16 protein-coding genes are annotated in these 18728 nt (G+C 65.2%); 3 read left to right on the top strand and 13 right to left on the bottom strand.

Annotated elements, in window-relative coordinates:
• From JLI01S_RS04200 to JLI01S_RS04160, 10 genes are all read right to left on the bottom strand, one after another.
• A partial coding sequence (locus JLI01S_RS04200; RefSeq protein ID WP_174521303.1) for an alanine racemase occupies positions 1 to 639 on the bottom strand: 639 nt, incomplete at its 3' end.
• Positions 640 to 715: 76 nt separating this feature from the next.
• Positions 716 to 1339, bottom strand: coding sequence for an LON peptidase substrate-binding domain-containing protein (locus JLI01S_RS04195; protein ID WP_218005457.1), 624 nt, complete (start codon positions 1337 to 1339; stop codon positions 716 to 718).
• 103 nt (positions 1340 to 1442) lie between these two features.
• Positions 1443 to 1931 carry a hypothetical protein gene (locus tag JLI01S_RS04190; protein WP_157074818.1) on the bottom strand — a complete coding sequence of 163 codons (489 nt, stop codon included), beginning with the start codon at positions 1929 to 1931 and terminating at the stop codon, positions 1443 to 1445.
• A gap of 187 nt (positions 1932 to 2118) precedes the next feature.
• A complete protein-coding gene (locus JLI01S_RS04185; RefSeq protein WP_068260458.1) occupies positions 2119 to 2856 on the bottom strand; it encodes a hypothetical protein in 738 nt (245 codons plus the stop codon).
• A gap of 249 nt (positions 2857 to 3105) precedes the next feature.
• Complete coding sequence (locus JLI01S_RS04180; protein ID WP_157074817.1) at positions 3106 to 4581, bottom strand: hypothetical protein; 1476 nt, start codon at positions 4579 to 4581, stop codon at positions 3106 to 3108.
• Entirely contained in the window at positions 4578 to 4748 is a 171-nt protein-coding gene (locus JLI01S_RS16855) for a hypothetical protein (protein WP_157074816.1), read from the bottom strand. The genes JLI01S_RS04180 and JLI01S_RS16855 overlap by 4 nt, the downstream gene beginning before the upstream one ends.
• Positions 4749 to 4765: 17 nt before the next feature.
• Positions 4766 to 5446: a TY-Chap domain-containing protein gene (locus JLI01S_RS04175; RefSeq protein ID WP_068260452.1), complete on the bottom strand. Its 681-nt coding sequence runs from the start codon at positions 5444 to 5446 to the stop codon at positions 4766 to 4768.
• Positions 5447 to 5556: 110 nt separating this feature from the next.
• Positions 5557 to 6084 carry a DUF6642 family protein gene (locus JLI01S_RS04170; protein WP_439645559.1) on the bottom strand — a complete coding sequence of 176 codons (528 nt, stop codon included), beginning with the start codon at positions 6082 to 6084 and terminating at the stop codon, positions 5557 to 5559.
• 429 nt (positions 6085 to 6513) lie between these two features.
• Positions 6514 to 6930 (bottom strand): hypothetical protein, encoded by a 417-nt coding sequence (locus JLI01S_RS04165; protein WP_218005456.1) that lies wholly within the window; start codon positions 6928 to 6930, stop codon positions 6514 to 6516.
• 177 nt (positions 6931 to 7107) lie between these two features.
• Entirely contained in the window at positions 7108 to 7491 is a 384-nt protein-coding gene (locus JLI01S_RS04160; RefSeq protein WP_068260443.1) for a DoxX family protein, read from the bottom strand.
• Between the two features lie 83 nt (positions 7492 to 7574).
• On the opposite strand from JLI01S_RS04160, the gene JLI01S_RS04155 reads away from it, so the two are divergent.
• The 3 genes from JLI01S_RS04155 (at position 7575) to JLI01S_RS04145 (ending at position 12713) form a co-directional block, all read left to right on the top strand.
• Complete coding sequence (locus JLI01S_RS04155) at positions 7575 to 8447, top strand: sigma-70 family RNA polymerase sigma factor (protein WP_068260441.1); 873 nt, start codon at positions 7575 to 7577, stop codon at positions 8445 to 8447.
• Between the two features lie 584 nt (positions 8448 to 9031).
• The gene (locus tag JLI01S_RS04150) at positions 9032 to 10996 is read left to right on the top strand and encodes an ATP-dependent nuclease (RefSeq protein ID WP_068260437.1); all 1965 of its coding nucleotides are present in this window, start codon (positions 9032 to 9034) and stop codon (positions 10994 to 10996) included.
• A 55-nt stretch (positions 10997 to 11051) separates the two neighbouring features.
• Positions 11052 to 12713, top strand: a complete 1662-nt coding sequence (locus JLI01S_RS04145; RefSeq protein WP_169797284.1) for an ATP-dependent helicase — start codon at positions 11052 to 11054, stop codon at positions 12711 to 12713.
• Positions 12714 to 12751: 38 nt separating this feature from the next.
• On the opposite strand, the gene JLI01S_RS04140 is transcribed toward JLI01S_RS04145, so the two are convergent.
• The 3 genes from JLI01S_RS04140 to JLI01S_RS04130 are packed head-to-tail and all read right to left on the bottom strand — an operon-like array spanning position 12752 to position 18728.
• Positions 12752 to 15940 (bottom strand): type I restriction endonuclease subunit R, encoded by a 3189-nt coding sequence (locus tag JLI01S_RS04140; protein WP_068260431.1) that lies wholly within the window; start codon positions 15938 to 15940, stop codon positions 12752 to 12754.
• The gene (locus JLI01S_RS04135) at positions 15940 to 17109 is read right to left on the bottom strand and encodes a restriction endonuclease subunit S (protein ID WP_084349193.1); all 1170 of its coding nucleotides are present in this window, start codon (positions 17107 to 17109) and stop codon (positions 15940 to 15942) included. Before JLI01S_RS04135 ends, JLI01S_RS04140 begins: the two co-directional genes overlap by 1 nt.
• Positions 17106 to 18728 carry a class I SAM-dependent DNA methyltransferase gene (locus JLI01S_RS04130; RefSeq protein WP_068260424.1) on the bottom strand — a complete coding sequence of 541 codons (1623 nt, stop codon included), beginning with the start codon at positions 18726 to 18728 and terminating at the stop codon, positions 17106 to 17108. Before JLI01S_RS04130 ends, JLI01S_RS04135 begins: the two co-directional genes overlap by 4 nt.

Here is an 18728-nt window from a genome sequence, read left to right as displayed (position 1 = left end):
CGAGCCGACGCTCACGACGGGGGCGGCGTGGCCGGCGGCCCTCAGCCGCTCGGCGGCGTCGACGGTGGCGCGGCGTTCCTGCTCGGCGGCCGCGCGCTGAGCGTGCGGGGTGGTCGCGTGATAGGACCCTCCCGCGTGCGCCATGACCCCACGCACCTGCGCCCCGCCGTCGGCGAGGACGCGCGCGATCTCGAGGAGCTGCGGGGCGTCGGGGAGGACCCCGGCTCGGTGCCCGTCGGTGTCGATCTCGATGAGCACCGGCAGTGACTCCTCGTGCTCGGTGGCGAAGTCTGCGACCGCCTGGGCCTGCGCCACGGTGTCGAGCAGGATCGTCAGGTCGATGCCGCGCCGGCGCAGCCGCGCGACCCGCTCGAGCTTGGTGGGCGCGATGCCGACGGCGTAGAGGATGTCGGTGTAGCCCGCGTCGGCGAAGAACTCTGCCTCGGCCAGCGTCGAGACGGTGATCGGTCCGGTCCCGCCGTCGAAGATCATCGCCGTAGGCTCGAGCGCCTTGCTCGTCTTGACGTGCGGGCGCCAGGTCACGCCGAGGGCGTCGAGGTGAGCCCGCAGGCGGGCGATGTTGCGCTCGACCTTGGCTCGGTCCACGCGGGCGAAGGGAGTGTCCGGTGACGTCGTCATGGGCTCATGATGCCCCCAACGCTCCCTGAGGAGGTTGCGCAGCAACCGTCTCGAAGGGCCGCCCTGGGATGCGGCCTCACACCGGGTCGTCGGGGAACTGCATCGGCAGCAGGTCCAGCGCCTCGGTGGTCAACCGCGCGGTGCTCTCGAGCAGCTCGTCGACGGTGGCCGAGCGCAGGAGCGTCTGATGGTCCAGGGTGCCGAGAGGGGCGATCCCCGCCAGCTGCCAGCTGCGGCTGACGGGGTCGTCGGACAGCTCGACGTCGGACGGCCAGAGGTGCTCGTGGTACTCGCTCATCACCGCCAGGGCCCGCCGGACGAGGTGCTCAGCCTCTGTCAGACGCGAGGCATCCTCGCTGCTCCACTCCAAGGTGGGCACGAGGCGCACCTCGGCCCGCGGATAGGGGTCGTCGGGGAGCCACTGGACGACCTCGAATCGGTCGCCGCCGCGTGCCAGCAGGCCCACCCGGCCGCCCGGCATCGGGCGCAGCTGGTCGATGGTGGCGACGGTGCCGATCGAGAAGCGCTGGTCTCCCCCGCCGACCTCGACGCCCCGCTCGATGAGGACCACCCCAAACTGCCTGTCGCCGCCCACGACGTCCCGCATCATCGCCAGGTACCGGGGCTCGAAGACCTGCAGGAGCAGCGGGCTCCCGGGGAGCAGGGCCGCCCCTAGAGGAAACATCGGCAGGAGGTCCACCTGACCAACATGGCACACGTGGTGGCGGGCTGGGCGCGAGCCGGCCCCAGACCTGCCCGCCGGACACACCTCGCGAGGGCGGCTGGCCGTGCTTCGCGCCCGATCAGCCCTGACGGGGACCGAAGTCGATGAAGTCGGCGAACCCGTCGGCGCGCTCGTCTGGTGACCAGACACCCGCCACCATCCAGTCCTCGTGTCCTCGCATCGCCTCGGCGATGCGCTTGCGGACCTGCGACGCGGACATGTTGAGGGGCCACGACGTGGTGAGGCTTCCGGCTGGCCCTTCGACGTGCGCACCGCGCGCCTCCAGTCGACGGGCGAAGGCCACGCTGGCGTGGTCCAACACCTCGCGCGATGGAGCCACCTGCTGAGGCTTGCGCAACGACCGCCCGCCAACACCGCTCAGGTCAAGGCCCGCGACACAGCGGTTGGCCACCGACACCACCTCGGTGATCTGCAACCGCGAGTCGCCGCCGCGAGTCACTCGCACGACGTCGTCCGGAGCGAGAGCACAGAACATCGAGACGTTGTGCAGGACGAAGGTGTCCGCGCCCTCTCCGGCGGGCTTGGCCCACAGGGATTCCGAGCCCACCGGCCCTTCGTCGGTGAACCGCACGATCAACTTGACGAAGTCAGCGTCGATTCCTTGGACGCCCTGACCAAGACTTTCTGAATTCTGCAAAACAATCCCTGCCTTTTCGAATGGTAGAAAACATGCATATCTGAAAGGAATTCAAATCATGCAAATGGCACTTGCACCATCGCCGTCGTGGCGTCGTTCAGAGGTCTTGATCGAGGTTTAGAAGGAAGTCCGATTCGGGACCCGCGTAGAGGCGCAGGTCGACTCGCTCCTGGACACCCATCGCCCACCGGGCGCTGTGGATGATCTCCTCTGACTGAGTCCACACCATGGGCCGGGCGTTCGGCTTGTGCACGACCAGCGAGTCCCAGGCCCCACCGTTGACGCGGACCTCGACGACGGTGTCATCACTAGGCGCCCACGTGTAGGTCGTCAGGTCACCTCGGACGCTCGTCATCGGTTCAGGCAAGTCGGTGTCGTGCCGGATGAGGTCCTTCGCCCGGACGGCCGCGACGCTGGGCTGACCCTGCTCCCCCGTGGTGTCGTGACGCCGGACTCGCACCATCTCGCATGTCCCCCATACGTTTTGCAGATAGTCCGCCAGGCGCATGCCCTGCTCCCGCTCGTCGGAGCACTCCCAAGCCTCGAAGCCCGCGGTGTCCCGGTCCTCGAGGTCGCCGCGCGCGCTGGCGCGCGTCACGCTGTAGCCACAGTCGTCGACGATGCTGCCGTCCTCGAGCACGAGCCACACGCTGTCCGGGACACTCCCATCCCGATGGATCTCGTACTTCACGTCCTCGACCTCGACGATCGAGGCGGGCCGGCTCCGCACCTCCCCTGCCAGGGACTCCAGCTCGGCGGCACGGCGGAGAGCGTCCTCCTTGGTGACGTGGAATCCCTCATCGAGGTTGAAATCGACAAACCAAATAGAACTCATCAAGAGCCTTTCAAAAAGATGGGTGGTGAAGCCATTTTCTCCGCTTGGCTTCTAGGATTATTTTACCCCGATCCAGGGCCACGAAGAAACCCGAAAACCCCCGGTGATTCACGTCGTGACCACGACGTCTCGGACCAGACCAAGACGACATTTCACACCACTTTGGCGGTCGTCGACTGTGGGCTCACAACTAAGGACAAAACGCCGTCGGGGTGCGCTACCGCTCCACTCCTCGCCAACTGGTTACGGTCAGACGCTTGGCAGCTCGCCCCGGCTTCTCATCTGCTGCTCCTTGTACCCCCGCAGCCCGGCCGCCTCCTGGGGGTCTGTGTCAGCAAGCAGCTCGAGCGCTTCCCAGTCGGAGTCGCCGTGATTGGCGCCCCCAACCCAGGCGCTGACGAGCGGCACGCCCTCCCACGCTCCACCGCGCGCGACGGCGACGACGGCGTGCGGGGCGCGGAAGTCGAGCTCCACCCGCTCCACCTCGACCCGGCTGAGCTGCGGAGGCATCGACCCCACCATGTCCAACGCAGTGAGCGCGGCAACGCGGAACCCGTCGGCGTCGTACTCGGCGCGCACCGTCTGCACGCACCTCGTCACGGCGTCCGGCTCCTCCGGCAGGATCGCCGCGGCCACGCCGGCCACCCCGGGTGCGCCCGTCAGGTCGAGCGTCTCCTGGGCCGCCCAAGCGGGCACGCGGCTGCGCCACTGCTGCGGTCGCCCCATGGCGTCGGTCGGCAGGCCCGACCGCTCGTCCTCGGTCATCTGCACCCTCGCAGTCCGGACTCGCCAGCCAAACCCGCTGGCCTGCAGATCTCCCGGCCGCTCGGCATGCCACAGCCCCCCGTCGTCGAGCAGGGCCACGACCTCGTCGACGGCCTGCCACACCTGCGCGGGCTTGGTCCGCGGATGGGCGCGAACGCTGACGACGTCGATGCCGTCCTCGGAGTGCGGCTTGGCCACGATGACGGGGCCGGCGGCCTGCGTCTCGACGATGGTCTGCAGTCCACCTGTGAGCCTGAGCCACGCGCCATCGGCCACCAGTGGCTCGGTCCACATCGGTTCGAGGACGAGCGCGGTGGTCAGCACGATCCGGGTCAGCTCGGTGACCTCGAGCGGGAAGCGATCGATGAGTCCCCGCGTGCGCTCCGCCGCCCACGCGTCGAGCGAGGCCTGGTCGGGGATCGGCCGCTCCACCCCGACGGGCGTCACCGCATCTGCGGCGGCCCACGCCCCGGCGGCCGCCGCGAGGGTCGAGTGCGGCGCGGCGAGCAGGCGCCTCGCCGCGGCGCCTGCCTCCTCCAGAGGCATCCCGAGGATCTCCTCGAGCGTGGCCCGGCCCTCTCCCGTGGAGTGCTCGGCGGCGGAGGCAAGGAACAGCCACAGCCCAGCGTGGGAGACGACGGAGGTCGTCGTCTGGTCGAGCTGCTCGCGGCAGCGTGCTGCGTAGCCGGTGATGGCTCGTGCGACGGTCCTGTCTGGCGCCGGCGTGGCGGTGAAGTCCGCGGGTCCCCCGTCGACCGTCTCGCGCTGCCCGCACGTGAGGCACTCGGCCGTCCACGTGCCCGGCACGATGAGGCAACCACCGAGCCGCTGCCACGGGGTGGCGGCGACCTGCTCGGCGAGCTCGAGGGGCGGCATCCCCATGACGATCTGGTGGCTCGCGCTCGAACCGCAGCGGCCACATCGCAGGCGCATCGGCTGCCCGTCAGTAGGTGACGTCATGGGGTCTCCTGCCGGTCGCGGGCTTCGGGCAAGACCTCGTCGTCCCAGTCGGCGATGAGCTGGAAGAGGTGGTGGATGTGCTCGCGCAGGTGCTCGGGCACGAAGGGTATGGCCAGCATGTCGATCATCAGCAGGAAGTCCGTGTCATCGAGAACCTTGAACTTCACACCGTGCACGGTGTCATTCAGCGCAGTGCGATCCTGGCCGCTTCATCGAGGTCCGGGGTCTGGTGCGCGAGAGTGCAGCAGATACGGATGAGCGGCATCCGCACCGACGAGCGAACCCAGACAAACGTGTCGAGGTAGTCGATGCAGGCGTCACCCTCGTCGGTCCGGCCGACATCCCCGAGCATCGGACGAAGGGCGATCCGGACAAGGTCGTTGATCTCCGCCTTGCACGTCGGACGGGCACTATCGGCGTGGACCGGGCTGGCCTGCCAGGGCTCCACGGAGGGCGGAGTGAGCTCGTCGGACGGGCTCGCCAGCAGCGCCGGGTGGACGATGCCGAAGACGTCGCGGAGCACGCTGATGACCATGATGGCCGGCTCGTCGGGGCGAGTCTCGTCGCAGTACCTCCCATAGGTCGGCTCCTGCCGCGTGGGGCACACCATCCCCCATCGTCTGATCGCCGCCTGCTGCGTACGGTTCATCCGCCATTCGCGTGCGAGGGTCATGTTGCTCGCGACCTCGACGAGCACATGAGGGCGCACGAAGTTGAGTTCGACGAAGGGGGCGTCTCCCCCGACGTCCTTGCTCGTCCGGTCGAGCGAGATGCGGAAGATGTTGTCACCGTCCCACTCCTCGATGACCGTGACCAGGCGCTCGTGGAAGTCCCTCCATGCTGCCTCGACCTGCTCGTCGAACATGCCCCGCTCCCCTCTCTCGACCCTTGAGCAAGGCTAGGTGGCAGCACCGACAACGATCTTCTCGTCAGGTGGGGAATGGCGAGTGTCGGCTCACTGGCCGAGGGTCAGGCTTACCGGATCATCACGAAGCCGAGGCGTCCAGCCAGCTGGCCATGGTTCTTGGCGATGTACTTCTCCGCGTCACTGGGGCGCGCATACCAGGCGAGAGCCTCAAAGAGAATGAGCTCAAAGGCCAAGCTCTCGAACCAGTCAACATCCTCGGTGAACCCCGTAATGACCTTCGCACCCAACGCCCTGAGCAGCTCGCCCTGTTGCACCTCGTCGGTGAGCACGGAACATGATCCGAAGTGGAGCACCTTTTTGGCCAGGGCACCCTGTGGAAGTTCAGCTTCGAGACCCACCAACTCGATCGACTTCCGACCGGCGTAGACCCTGCCGGGGCTACCGTGCATAGCGACGTAGCCGATCGTGTAGTCCTCGTGCTGTTTCTGCGCAAGTCGCTTCAACTGCTTGACGAGGTCATCGCGACTGTTGATCGCCTGACGGGTGTGACGCGCCACCCCTGCGTCCTGCAGAGCCTGCAGAACCGGCGTCACGCTCCGCACATCCGATACCCGAGAAGACCAAGGGGCCTCCATGGCCCAGATCCCAGGCTTCCGTCGTCTTGCCATGAACTTCCCTCGCTATTCCGCCCTGTCGGACCCGACAAGTGTGGGGACGTACCCACCGCCGCATGATGGACACGGGAGTGAACTCCCCAGCGCTTAGAGCGTAGCGGTGTAAGCGCTCTCGCAAGCGAGCTGCGAGTCGTGGAGGCCGCCCGTAGAAGACCGAGGCCGGGTGCAGCCGTACATAGGAATATGAGGTCCGCCAGTGTCCGCCCGGCGTGCCGCCGGTCGAGGAGGGCGACCCGCAAGTCGGCGTGGCTGATGAGCGCCTCGGTGAAGGCCATGCCCATGGCCCCCGCACCGACCACGACGTAGTCGGCCTCGATGGTGCCCATCCCCCAGCGTCCTCCCGCCGCGGAGGTGGGTCAACGCTCGTGCACCCCCTGGGTGGCGCCGCGGTCAACCCGCGCCCTGGTCGATGATCTGCCACGGCTCGGCGTCGTGGTGGCGGACGAGGAGGTACCCCCAGACGGTCCTGTCATCCGAGGGGAAGCTGCCATCAGATTGGACGATGTGAAGCTCCACGGGGACGCGCACGATCTGCTCCCACCCATCCGCCATGGTGCCGTCACCCGGGGTCGGTGCATCAGCGCCGACCTCCACATCGTCGACGATCATGTTGTCGCGCAGGAGGATCTCTACGTGGCCGGGGACGAAGTGTTCCTCCCGGCTGTCCTCGACGATCGCACGCATCGTCTGCAGATCTCGGGCGTTGCCAGCGTCGATGTAGGTTCGAACGACATCCCGCGGAGAGGTCGCGGCCGTCGGGTCCTCCAGCCTGTCACGGGGTCCGACGAGCACGTAGGCGCCGGCCATGGCAGCCGCCACCACCAGGACCACCACGGCCGCCAGGTATCGAACTCTCATGACCCTCCCCATCGTCAGGGTGAGTTTATGCCGTGCCAGACCCCTGACACCGTGGGCGCACGTCCGGCAGCAGCGCCTCCACCTCGAGCTCGCGCAAGGTCAGGCCACCACGCGGCTGGGGCCTCATCAACCCAAGGGCTCGAGCGCGAACCGTCCCCACGCGATGAAGGCGAAAGCCGCGAGGAAGAGCAGGTCCCCGGCCATCGCGCCGTACTCACGCCGGCGGAAGCGCGTCGTGCCAGCACCGGTCATGAAGAGCATGAGCCCGCACGCGGCCAGGGGCGTGAGCACGGGCGCGATGCCGAGCGCGGCCGGGAGCACCAGCCCCAAGGCACCGGTGGTCTTGGTGGCGCCGATGACCTTGAGCTGGCCGTCGGTGAACTCGTCGGCCCACTCCTGGCTCTTCGCCAGCGCGCGGTACCTCGACCTGGGGAGGAAGATCTGGGTCAGGCCGCCGATGGTGAAGGCGACCCCCAGGACGATGGTCATGATCCACAACACGGTGTTCACCACGTGCTCCTTGCGTCGGTTACGTCGGCCCGGGTGGGCTCGTCATCTCCATGACGGACACCGGACGACGGAGGTAACAGGCGATGACGGATCACGTGGCGCTAGCGCGAGAGTTCGACGCAGAGCGTGGGCGCCTCGTGGCGCTCGCGCACCGGATGCTCGGGTCACGGGCGGATGCCGAGGACGCGGTGCAGGAGGCGTGGATCCGGCTGTCACGTCAGGACGCTCGGGCGATCGACAACCTCCCCGGGTGGCTGACGACGGTCGTCGGCCGGGTCTGCCTCGACGTGCTGCGCTCGCGCCGCGCCCAGCCGGAGGCTCCCCTAGACGATGCCCTGCCGGATCTCGTCGTGTCCCAGGACGAAGAGGGTCCCGAGGACACCGCGGTCCTCGCGGACTCCGTGGGGGTCGCCCTGCTCGTCGTCCTCGACACCTTGCGTCCGGACGAGCGCCTGGCCTTCGTGCTGCACGACATGTTTGCCGTGCCTTTCGCGGAGATCGCGCAGGTCATCGGCTCCTCCCCCGACGCCGCAAAGATGATGGCTAGCCGGGCGCGGCGCAAGGTCCAGGGCGCCCCGCGGTCGTCCGATGGGCGCCAGCAGCAGCGGGAGGTCGTCGACGCCTTCATCGCGGCAGCGCGGGACGGCGACTTCGAGCGGCTGCTCGAAGTGCTCGACCCGGACTTCACCTGGACGACCCACCGACCTCACGCCGAGGTCGTGCGACTCGGTCGGACCGAGGTGATCGCGGCCGTGGCGCGGGGTCGCCACGCCTCCGTCGTCGCCCGCCGCGTCCTCGTCAACGGCGAGCCGGGCGTCCTCACGTGGTCGACGACCAGCAAGCCGCTCAGCCTGATGTCGTGCACGGTCGTCGGCGGTCGGATCGTCGACGTCGTCGCGCTGGTCGACCCCACCCGGCTGGCGTCGATGGACTTGCCTGAGCCGCCGATTGGATGAGCTGCGTCGCACCCGCGACAGGCCTCGAGTCCACCTCAGCGCCTCACGGCAGGTGGCCCGGTAGTTCATGACGCCTGGGCCCGACCAGCCGGGCACCGGAACCTCGTCGAAGTGCGATTCGTCGTCTCCCTCCTCAGGGTCGGCCGCGCCGCAGTTCAGGCAGGCCGCGACCAGCACGCGCGACAAGATGACGCAGCCGCTGAGGTCCTGCCACGGGATCGCTGCGACCTGCTCGACGGTGGCCGGCGCGGCGGGTGACATCCGCCGAAACCGCCGGTCCGCCGACCGATCTCACCAGGCTCCGTCACTGCAGGTCGGCGGAACACAAACAACTCCAGCGTTATCCGCCGAGCCGACCCGCCCGGCTGGCCTATCCTGCTCGCAGCATCGGAAACGAGAGGACGTGGCGAACGAGTGGGACTCATCGGCAGGTTCAAGAGCGGCGCGGATCAGCCACGCGCAGCAATGACATCCTCCCTCGTTAACGGGGGGAATAGCGTGTTCGTTGTCCGAACTGCCGGACTCAGCACTGAGCGGGACCCTGTCGCAGTCGTTCGAGACTCGAGCGTCGAGGCGGCCGGGTAATGAATCTCGAGACCGTCACGATCCGCGGCTTCCAATCCTTCGGTCCCGAACCAATAACACTGGCATTCGACAACATGACTTTCTTGCTGGGGCCGAACGGCTCGGGCAAGACCGCAGTGCTCCACGCCCTAGCGCGCATGTTCGCCGTAGACCCGTCCCTTCGGGGCCTACGAAAGAGCGATTTTCACGTTGGGCCAGACGGCACCGAACGTGAACTCTTCATCGAGGCACGGTTCACATTTCCGGAGGCAGGCACTGACACGGCGTCCCCCGCAATCCCAGAATTCCTCACCCAAATGCAACTCGAGTCCACCGGTGGGACCATGGCTGTGCTGATTCGCCTTTCAGGCACCCTTGACGACGCGGACGAGATTGAAGAGGACCTTCTGTTCATCCGCTCGTTCTCTGCGGATGGAAGTCCGGAGCAAACGTCGCGCGTCGACAATTTCACTCGACGCCTAATCCAGCTCCACTACCTTCCCGCCCGCCGCAACCCACGAGAACACATCTCCTATGCCCCGTCCACGCTGCTCGGTAACGCGTTGCGTGCGGTTGACTGGACCGCCGAAACGGGCACGGTCGACGAGTGGAATAGGCAGATCACTGAGGACCTCTCGGCGAACGCCGGAATATCAACTCTGACGGAGGCGCTTAAGGCCGCTTGGTCGGGACTTCACCGAGGGTCCACACTCGCCAGCCCAGCCATCGGGTTCGGGTCCAGTGGCCTCGACCACCTCTTGCGGCAGTTGACCGTGAACTTCACGCCTGACCACGCCGGGGAATCGGTCGGGTTCGACATGCTCAGCGACGGCCAACAGTCGTTGCTGTACGTGTCGACCGTGATCGCGCTTCACGAGATCGGTAAGGAGGTCATGGCTGGCGTTTCCACGTTCGATGAGTCCAAACTGCGTCCACCTGTTTACACGCTCTTCGCAGTCGAAGAGCCCGAGAACAGTCTCAGCCCGTACTACCTGAGCCGGATCTTCAGACTTCTTCGCACTCAGGTGGAAACTGACAACTGCCAAGCCGCAGTCGCAACACACTCCCCCTCCGTCGTCAAACGAGTGGACCCAGAAAATATCCGGTTCTTGAGACTCGATAGAGATCGCAGAACGCTAGTGCGCCACGTCGAGCTACCAGCCGTAGAGAACGAAGCCCGAAAGTACGTGAAGCAGGCCGTGGAAGCCTTCCCCGAGCTGTACTTTGCTCGCCTGGTTGTGCTGGGCGAGGGTGCTAGTGAAGAAGTAGTGATCCCTCGAATACTTAACGCTTCCGGCACCGAGGCAGACGAACTAGCCGTGGCGGTCGTTCCTTTGGGAGGCCGACACGTCAATCACATGTGGCGACTGTTGAACCAATTACAAATACCACACATCACTCTCCTAGATCTCGATCGAGGTCGTTTCGGAGGCGGCTGGGGACGAATCCGAACGGCACTGCGCAATCTCCAGCAGTACGTCGTGGACCCACCCCAATACGTCAAAGAAGTTGATGTTGATCAACTTCCCGCATGGCACGAGGCCGGCCCTGAAGAAGGCGATCCACTGCTCGTAGCGCTAGAGACGGCCGACGTGTTCTTCTCAGGACCGCTCGACCTCGACTTTCTACTATTAGAGGCCTATCCTGATGCATTCCCTCGGGAAACCCAAGCAATCATCGGCGACACCCAAGCACCCTCAGCGGACGCCGGGGACGCCGGGGACGCCGGGGACGAAACGGAAATCGACGAAAAGGTTCATCGCCAAGTGCTCGGGAAGAAACACACAGATCCGACCATGAACTTCACGCCAGCCCAGTTAGCACTTTTCGATAGGTACCACGCGGTGTTCCAACTCGGCAGCAAGCCGACCGCTCACCTCGAGGCCATGTCCAATCTCGACGGTCTCACCATCGACAATCTTCCACCAGTGCTTAGACGCCTAGTCATGCGTGCGGCGAGCTTGGTCGCCGAGGCGCCCGAATGATCAATTATCCTGTCCGCCACTTTCGGTGCATCGCTCGATGAGTCCAGGTAAGTGGATGCCGAGCCCAGGGATAACGCTGGAGCCGAACGCCGCAACGGCTGTGCAGGAGCTCACCTGCAACACAGCGATCGCAGCTGGTCCGGGGTCAGGCAAGACCGAGTTGCTGGCTCAGCGCGCAAACTTCTTGTTCGAGACAGGCGCTTGCCCCCCACCACAGCGAATAGTAGCGGTCTCGTTCAAGGTAGACGCCGCTAGGAACCTACGGGCCCGCGTGGTCGAACGGTGTAACGGACGGTCGGCGCGACGCTTCGACAGCTACACGTTCCATGCATTCGCCCGCAGCATCATCGCGAGGCATCGTGAAGTGGTTGCCGACCAGGTGCCACCCAACTTCACCGTGGGTCGCAACCGAACCATGACCCAACTAGCCTATGACGATCTCATTCCGTTGGCTCTGCGGATCCTCGACCACGATCACGTGGCGTCCGGGATCCTTCGACAGTCCTACTCATTCGCGTTCTTCGATGAGTTTCAAGACTGCACGACCCAGCAGTTCGAACTGATCGAGAAGGTCTTTGGCGACAGCGACATTCGAATAACCGCCGTCGGCGACTCCAAACAGCGCATCATGGGCTGGGCGGGCGCGCTCGAGAACGCCATGGATGACTACTTAGATCAGTTCTCCGCAGCTGAGTTGCCGATCTACCAGAACCACAGATCACTTAAACGGCTACGGAGAGTGCAGAACGCAGTGATCAAGGTGATGGCACCCGCCGCCGCACTACTCGATGCCGAACTCGCCTCGCAAACGGCGGAGGAAGTGACCTCGGATGGAGAGGTGGACGTTCTCGGCTTCGCGACGGCAACGGATGAGGCGAAGAAAATATGCGAGCTCATCGTCCGGGACATCACACTCGGAACGCCTTCGTCGGAGATCGCTATTCTCACCGTTCATGAACCGGACCTAATCGGTGAGGAACTCGTCCAGCTGCTCACCGATCGGGGTGTGGCTGTCCGGCACGAGCAGAGTGCGCAGGATGCCTTCGGCGAGCCTGTCGGTGAGTTAATTCTGGATATGACGCGCCTTCTGATCTTGGGCCACGCTCCAGATGAGTACGTCCGCATAAGTGAGTTCATGACACGCTTTTGTGTCGACGAGGAACAGGCTCACCGACGCCTTCGACGGTTCGACCAGTTCCTCAAGGACACCCGGGCGGAGACGGCATCCGGGCTATTTGACCTATCTGAGGCCAAGACCCTCGAAGGCTTGATCTTCGAATTCCTAAAGATATGTCAGCGCCAGTACTTATCACGTCTATCGGTCGAATACACCGATGATTTGGCTCTCACGGCGGCCGCCAGAGCAGCAATCACCGTGATCAACGACGCCATCAGCCAGAGCGACAGCCCACGGACCGCTGTGAGTAGCCTCTCTCAAGACGATGCAGTTCGTCTTCTCACCGTCCACAAGAGCAAGGGTTTGGAGTTCGATCACGTCTATTTCCTGGCGGTTGAGGCCGAGTGCTTCTTCAAGGGAGCGGACGCCGGACGTTCGACATACTTCGTCGGAATCAGCCGCGCTCGCACCAAGTTGGTCCTCACCCACGTTCAACAGCGGGTGCTCGTCTCGGCGACCCCCTACTGGTGGAAACCGAAACGGCACAGACTCCACGAATTCCTTGAATACGCAGCCGTGGAGTGCTCCGGGAATCTCTAAAAAGGAAGCGCTTGTGCGCTGTTTATCGAGACTTATCATTACCGCGCGACATACCTCGGCGCCATCGCCTCCATCTGCTCGATGACAAGCCGGATCGCCTCGGCCTGCTTGTCCGGCGGGTACTTGTGCACAACCAGAAGTCGCTTGATCGAGGAGCGCAACTTAGCCCGGACATCGTCACGGGAGGTCCAGTCCGTCTTGATATCGCGCTGCATGACGGCCACGAGCTCGCGGGCGATTGTGGCCAAGATGTCGTCCCCCATGAGCTCCACCGCGGAGTCGTTCTGCGAGACAGCGTCGAAGAAGGCCAACTCGTCCTCGCCCAGGGCCGGATCGAACCCCTCTCCACGCTTGGCCTCATGAGCGATGTCCTTGGCCATGTCGATGAGCTCGGCGATGACCTCGGCGGAGGTCAGCTGCTGGTTGGTGTACTTGTTCATCAGCTCGGTGAGCCGCTCGGAGAAGGCACGCTGCCGCACGAGGTTGTGCCGCGACACCTTCGTCGATTCCTCGGTCAGGGTGGCGCGCAGTGCTTCGATGGCCAGGTGCGGGTTGGTCGCGGACGTCGCCTGCTCGACGAAGTCCGGCCCCAGGTCAGCCAGGCTCGGCTTCGGCAGGCCGGCCGCCTCGTAGATGTCGATGATCTCACCGGAGACCGTCGACTCGGCCACGAGCCGGCTGAGTAGGCGTTGGATGTCGTCCGGAACGGGTTCGCCACGGGCCTGTCGCTCCGTCGCGTCGAACTTGCCCATGTAGACGCGCACTTCCTCGTAGAAGCGCACATCCGGACGCAGGTGGTCCAGCGTCTGCGAGCCAGAGGCGATCGCCCAGGCGCGCGACAGTTGCGCGCTCAGCTTGCGGAACCGGTCACCCAGGCTCTCCTCCCCTTCGGGCACGTCGTGATTGCCTGGAGTGGCAGGGTTGCGCAGGTGGTTGGTCATCGCGACAGCAGCCTTGAGCCACGAGGTCGGTCCGCCGTCGAGCGTGGCCTTCCAGCTGTACCCGGAGCACACCTGAGCGATCTGGGCGACGAGGGTCTCGGCCAGCGCCACGGCCTCGTCGATATTGCGTCCCATCGGCTTGGCGGCCTGGTCGCTGGCGCTGTACTCCGCGAGAGCCTTGTTGAGGTTCTCAGCCAGCGGCGCGTACGCGACGAGCAGGCCGTCCTCCTTGCCGCGGTAGGTGCGGTTGACCCGCGCGAGCGTCTGCATGAGCAGCGCGCCCTTGAGCGGCCGATCGAGGTAGAGGGTGTGCAGCGGCGGCGAGTCGTACCCGGTGAGCATCATGTCCTTGACGATGACGATCTCCAGCTCGTCGTCGACCTCACGCAGACGCTGCTTGATGACCTTGTTGTCCGAGTCGCGGCGCACGTGGTCAGCGACCGGCGGCTGGTCGGTGGCGTTGCCGGAGTAGACGACCTTGATCTTCCCCGACTCCAGGTCTCCGGAGTGCCAGTCCGGGCGAAGGGAGATGATCTCGTCGTAGAGGTTGGCGCAGATCTCGCGGGTTCCTCCGACGATCATCGCCTTGCCGGGCGCTCCGATGGCCTTGGTCATCTGGGAGCGGCGATTTTCCCAGTGCTCGACGATGTCGGCGGCCAGCGCCTTGAGGCGCGCGGGCGCGCCGTAGACGGCGTTGATGACGGCCACCGACTTTTCGATCCGCTCCCGCTCTGCCAGGTCGAGCCCGACAGCGGCCTCGTCGGCAGCCGTGTCGATGTCGTCCTCGGAGACACCCTCAGCCAGGCCGACCTTGATCAGTCGCGGTTCGAAGAAGACGGGGACGGTCGCGCCGTCCTCGACGGCACGCGAGAGGTCGTAGATGTCGATGTAGTCGCCGAAGACATCGCGGGTGTTGCGGTCGCTGAAGGAGATCGGGGTGCCGGTGAAGGCGATGAGCGTCGCCTTGGGCAGTGCGTCCTTGAGGTGGCGGGCGTACCCGTCCAGATCGTCGTAGTGGCTGCGGTGTGCCTCGTCGACGATGACGATGACATTTGACCGGTCGGACAGCATCGGGTGATCGGCGCCGGCGTCGCGCTCGGCCTTGCTCAGCCCGAACTTCTGCAGGGTCGTGAAGTAGATGCCCCCGGTGACGCGACCGGCGAGTTCCTCGCGTAGCTGCGCACGGCGAGTGACCTGCACGGGCTTCTCCGGCAGGAGCTCGCTGCGCTGGAAGGTCTCGAAGAGCTGGCCGTCGAGCTCGGTGCGGTCGGTGACGACGACGATCGTCGGATTGAGCAGCTTCGGGTGGCGCATCACCCGGTTGGCGTAGAGCTCCATCTCCATCGACTTGCCCGAGCCCTGTGTGTGCCACACGACACCGGCCTTGCCATTGCTCTGCACGGCCTGGACGGTGGCGCCGACGGCTTTGCTCACCGCGAAGTACTGGTGCGGCTTGGCGATGCGTTTGAGCAGCCCGGCGTCCGGATCGGAGTCGAAGGCGGTGAAGTCCCGCATCAGCTGCAGGAACCGTATCGGGTTGAAGACCCCGTCGATGAGGTGCTCCAGCCCAGTGCCGTAGTGGCTGTCCTCGTGCTGAACGCCGGGGGTGATGGGTGCGCCGTCGTCATCGACATTCCACGGCGAGTAGTGGTTGAGCGGGGTGAAGGGGGTGCCGTACCGCGCCGAGATCCCATCACTGGCGACCGTCACGACCACGCTGCGGAAGGCCATCGGCAGCTCGCGGACGTAGGTCGTCAGCTGGGCGTGGGCGGCAGTGACGTCGACATGGGCTGCGCCGGCCTGCTTGAGCTCGAGCACAGCCACTGGTAGACCGTTGAGGTAGAGCACGACATCGAATCGCCGCTCGACCTCACCCGAGCGGACGGTCACCTGGTTGACGGCCAGATACTCGTTGTCCTCCACCTGCGCACCGACCAGGCGGATCGTCGGGTTCTGCTCCTGGCCATCGCTGTCGAGGTAGCTCACTCCGCGATAGCCGTCAACGAGCCAGCCGTGGAAGCGGTGGTTCTCGGTGATCGCGTCCTGCGACCTCGGCGCAAGGATGTCGGCCATCGCCTGCTGCAGGTACTCGGTAGGCACGCTCGGGTTGAGTCGGGTGAGCGCGGCCATCAGACGCGAAGGGATGACCGGGTCCTCCCACGTGGCCCGCTCCCCCGAGCCCGGCGCGATCGCCGTGCCGTGCTGGGGCTGCCACTCCTGCTCCGACAGCGCCTCGAGCGCTAGCTGCTCCCACGCGTCCTCGCTGAAGTTGCCCACCTGGACCATCACACGACCCCCTCGACGACTGACTCTGCGTCCCTGACGGTGACCTTGCCCGACATTAGGAGGGGGAGCAATGCATCGCGCATCCGTGCAAGATGACCCCGTTGACGCGCGAGCGAGACGCGATGATCAACCACTGGCTGCGCCTTCGCCTCGAAAAAGATCCTGTTGGCCTCGGCCGGCATCAGGACCTTGGCCTGCTGCAGATCGCTCTTGTTGAGGTGGATCACCGTGGTAGCACTCTTGGACCGCTCAATCCTCGCCAAGGGCGCTCGAAGGGCTTCCGCCACGAGGGCGGATGTGGAGTCCCGTGCACGCACTCGGCAGACCCGCTGATTGAGCAGTCCATCGTCACCCAACCACCATGTCGCTCGGAACTCTGCGTCCATGCCAACGACAACGTCCCCTGGTCGGACCACCGTCTCACGAGGCCGCTTTTCAGAGGTCCATATCTGCGAGCGGAAGGTCTTCAGGTCACGAATGCGGATGAGAGGTCGGCCTACTCCGGGGTCAGTGAAGGACGCGCCCTTGAACGCCTCCCCAAAGTCGACGTAGAACACGTCGAACAGGGGACGCTCCTCCGCGTCATGACGTACCGACTGTGCGTACATGGCCCTCACCAGTTCATCGCTCGCAGCCTCGACAGACTTGTTGGCGGCGATCTTGTCGTCGAGTGCCCCCAGCACCTCCGCGATCGCCCGTTGCTCGGCAACGTCCCGGTGCACCTCGAGGTGCAACCTGTGAAAGTCCCCCTTCTTAAAGTGGGGGATCATCGTTCCGACATGCATGTTGGCAATCTGCCTCCTCACTTCGAGAGAGGTGAGGATGTAATACAAATACTCAGGTTGCACCTTCGTGGGATCTGCTCGTAAGGCGACCATGTCCTGCGCGATACAAAAGGGCACTGGGTCAGGCACCATCGCGACGCGACCTGGTGACCCCTTGCAAACGAAGATGATGTCCTTGGGTTGGGGGTGCGCCCGAAACCACGTCTCCCGAGTGGCGTCGTCGACATAACGCACGTTCTCCCAAACAGGAAAGCGCTGATCGTCCTTGATGCAATTGGTTGCGATGAGGGGGAAGCCCGAATCGGTTGTCGGGCACGACCGCCCCCTGTTATCAACGATGAATTCTAGGAGGTCCGGCAACGGAATCGTCATTTTCTCATTCATGACAGCCTCCCCACCTGTTCGCGCACAACCTGCTCCAGTCGTGCCGACTCGTCGAGCTGCTCGAACAACTCCGTCGTCAGCCGCTCGATCTTCTGGTCGACCGGCTCATCGTCGTCTTCGATCTCGGGCGCCCCGACATACCGCCCCGGCGTCAGCGCGTAGTCGGTCGCCTTGATCTCAGCCAGCGTCTTCGTCGCGCAGAACCCGGGCACGTCCTCGTACTCCAGCCCCTTCTCCGCAGCAGAGGCCGAGCCCTGCCAGGCGTGGAAGGCATCGGCTATACGAGCAATGTCCTCGGGCGCGAGCGACCGCTCCGCGCGGTCCACCATGTACCCGAGTTCCCGCGCATCGATGAAGAGCACTTCACCAGTCCGGTCGGTCGCTCCCTTCGTCCCAGCGCTCTTGTCCTTGGCGAAGAACCACACGCACACCGGGATCCCCGTCGACCGGAAGAGCTGGGTCGGCAGCGCGACCATGCACGAGACCATGTCGGCCTCGACGATCCGGGCGCGGATCTCCCCTTCGCCACCGCTGTTGGAGGACATCGACCCGTTGGCCATGACCACTCCGGCCTGACCACCCGGCGCGAGCTTGGACAGGATGTGCTGGATCCACGCGTAGTTGGCGTTGGTCTTCGGCGGCACCCCATAGACCCAACGCGGGTCCTCCTCGGCGCGGTGCCAGTCCTTGATGTTGAAGGGCGGGTTGGCCATCACGTGGTCCATCGACAGCTCCGCGTGGTAATCCCGCACAAAGGTGTCACCCCACCGGTTGGCCAGTCCCTTGTTGCCGATGCCGTGGATGGCGAGGTTCATCTTCGCCATCCGCCAGGTGCGCTCGTTGTGCTCCTGCCCGTAGATCGACACGTCCTTGGGGTCGCCGTCGTGCTCGTAGACGAACTTTTCCGTCTGGACAAACATGCCGCCCGACCCGCAGCACGGGTCGTAGACGCGGCCGCTCGTCGGCTGGAGCACCTCGACGAGCACCTTGACGACACTCGCCGGCGTGTAGAACTCGCCACCCCGCTTGCCCTCGGCCCGGGCAAACTTCTCGAGGAAGTACTCGTAGACCTCACCGAGCAGGTCACGGGCCCTCCCTTCGCCCTGGCGAGAGAAGCGAGCACTGTTGAAGAGGTCGAGCAGCTCCCCCAGCCGGCGCTGGTCGACGTTGTCCCGGTTGAAGATCCGCGGGAGGGTCCCGGCCAGCGGAGGGTTGCTGCCCATGACATAGTCCATGGCCTCGTCGACGAGCTGCCCGATGTTCTTGGGAGGCTCGCCCGCGGCTGCGGGCAGACCCTTGGCGTTCTGCGCGAGGTAGGTCCACCGTGCCCGCGGCGGCACGACGAAAACGCCGTAACCCTGGTACTCCTCGGGATCATCGATGAGCATCCCGATCTGCTCCTCGTCCATCCCCTGCCCCGACAGCTCGGTGCGGATCGCCTCGCGGCGCTCCTCGTAGGCGTCGGACACGTACTTGAGGAAGATCAGCCCGAGGATGACGTCCTTGTACTGCGACGCATCCATCGACCCACGCAGCTTGTCGGCGGCCTTCCACAGCGTGTCCTTGAGCTCCTTCATCGTCGATGGGGCGCTCGGGTCCTTCTTGGTCCTGGTTGGCAT

The organism is Janibacter limosus NBRC 16128, assembly GCF_001570985.1.
GTDB lineage: Bacteria > Actinomycetota > Actinomycetes > Actinomycetales > Dermatophilaceae > Janibacter > Janibacter limosus.
This window is presented reverse-complemented; position numbering and strand designations above follow the sequence as displayed.

Bases quoted from the DNA above. Each gene is read 5' to 3' on its own strand.
- JLI01S_RS04140 (WP_068260431.1), bottom strand. From the start codon at position 15,940: ATGGTCCAGGTGGGCAACTTCAGCGAGGACGCGTGGGAGCAGCTAGCG.
- JLI01S_RS04145 (WP_169797284.1), top strand. From the start codon at position 11,052: ATGCCGAGCCCAGGGATAACGCTGGAGCCGAACGCCGCAACGGCTGTG.
- JLI01S_RS04185 (WP_068260458.1), bottom strand. From the start codon at position 2,856: ATGAGTTCTATTTGGTTTGTCGATTTCAACCTCGATGAGGGATTCCAC.
- JLI01S_RS04180 (WP_157074817.1), bottom strand. From the start codon at position 4,581: ATGACGTCACCTACTGACGGGCAGCCGATGCGCCTGCGATGTGGCCGC.
- JLI01S_RS04150 (WP_068260437.1), top strand. From the start codon at position 9,032: ATGAATCTCGAGACCGTCACGATCCGCGGCTTCCAATCCTTCGGTCCC.
- JLI01S_RS04130 (WP_068260424.1), bottom strand. From the start codon at position 18,728: ATGCCAACCAGGACCAAGAAGGACCCGAGCGCCCCATCGACGATGAAG.
- JLI01S_RS04170 (WP_439645559.1), bottom strand. From the start codon at position 6,084: ATGGAGGCCCCTTGGTCTTCTCGGGTATCGGATGTGCGGAGCGTGACG.
- JLI01S_RS04155 (WP_068260441.1), top strand. From the start codon at position 7,575: ATGACGGATCACGTGGCGCTAGCGCGAGAGTTCGACGCAGAGCGTGGG.
- JLI01S_RS04165 (WP_218005456.1), bottom strand. From the start codon at position 6,930: ATGGCCGGCGCCTACGTGCTCGTCGGACCCCGTGACAGGCTGGAGGAC.
- JLI01S_RS04135 (WP_084349193.1), bottom strand. From the start codon at position 17,109: ATGAATGAGAAAATGACGATTCCGTTGCCGGACCTCCTAGAATTCATC.
- JLI01S_RS04175 (WP_068260452.1), bottom strand. From the start codon at position 5,446: ATGTTCGACGAGCAGGTCGAGGCAGCATGGAGGGACTTCCACGAGCGC.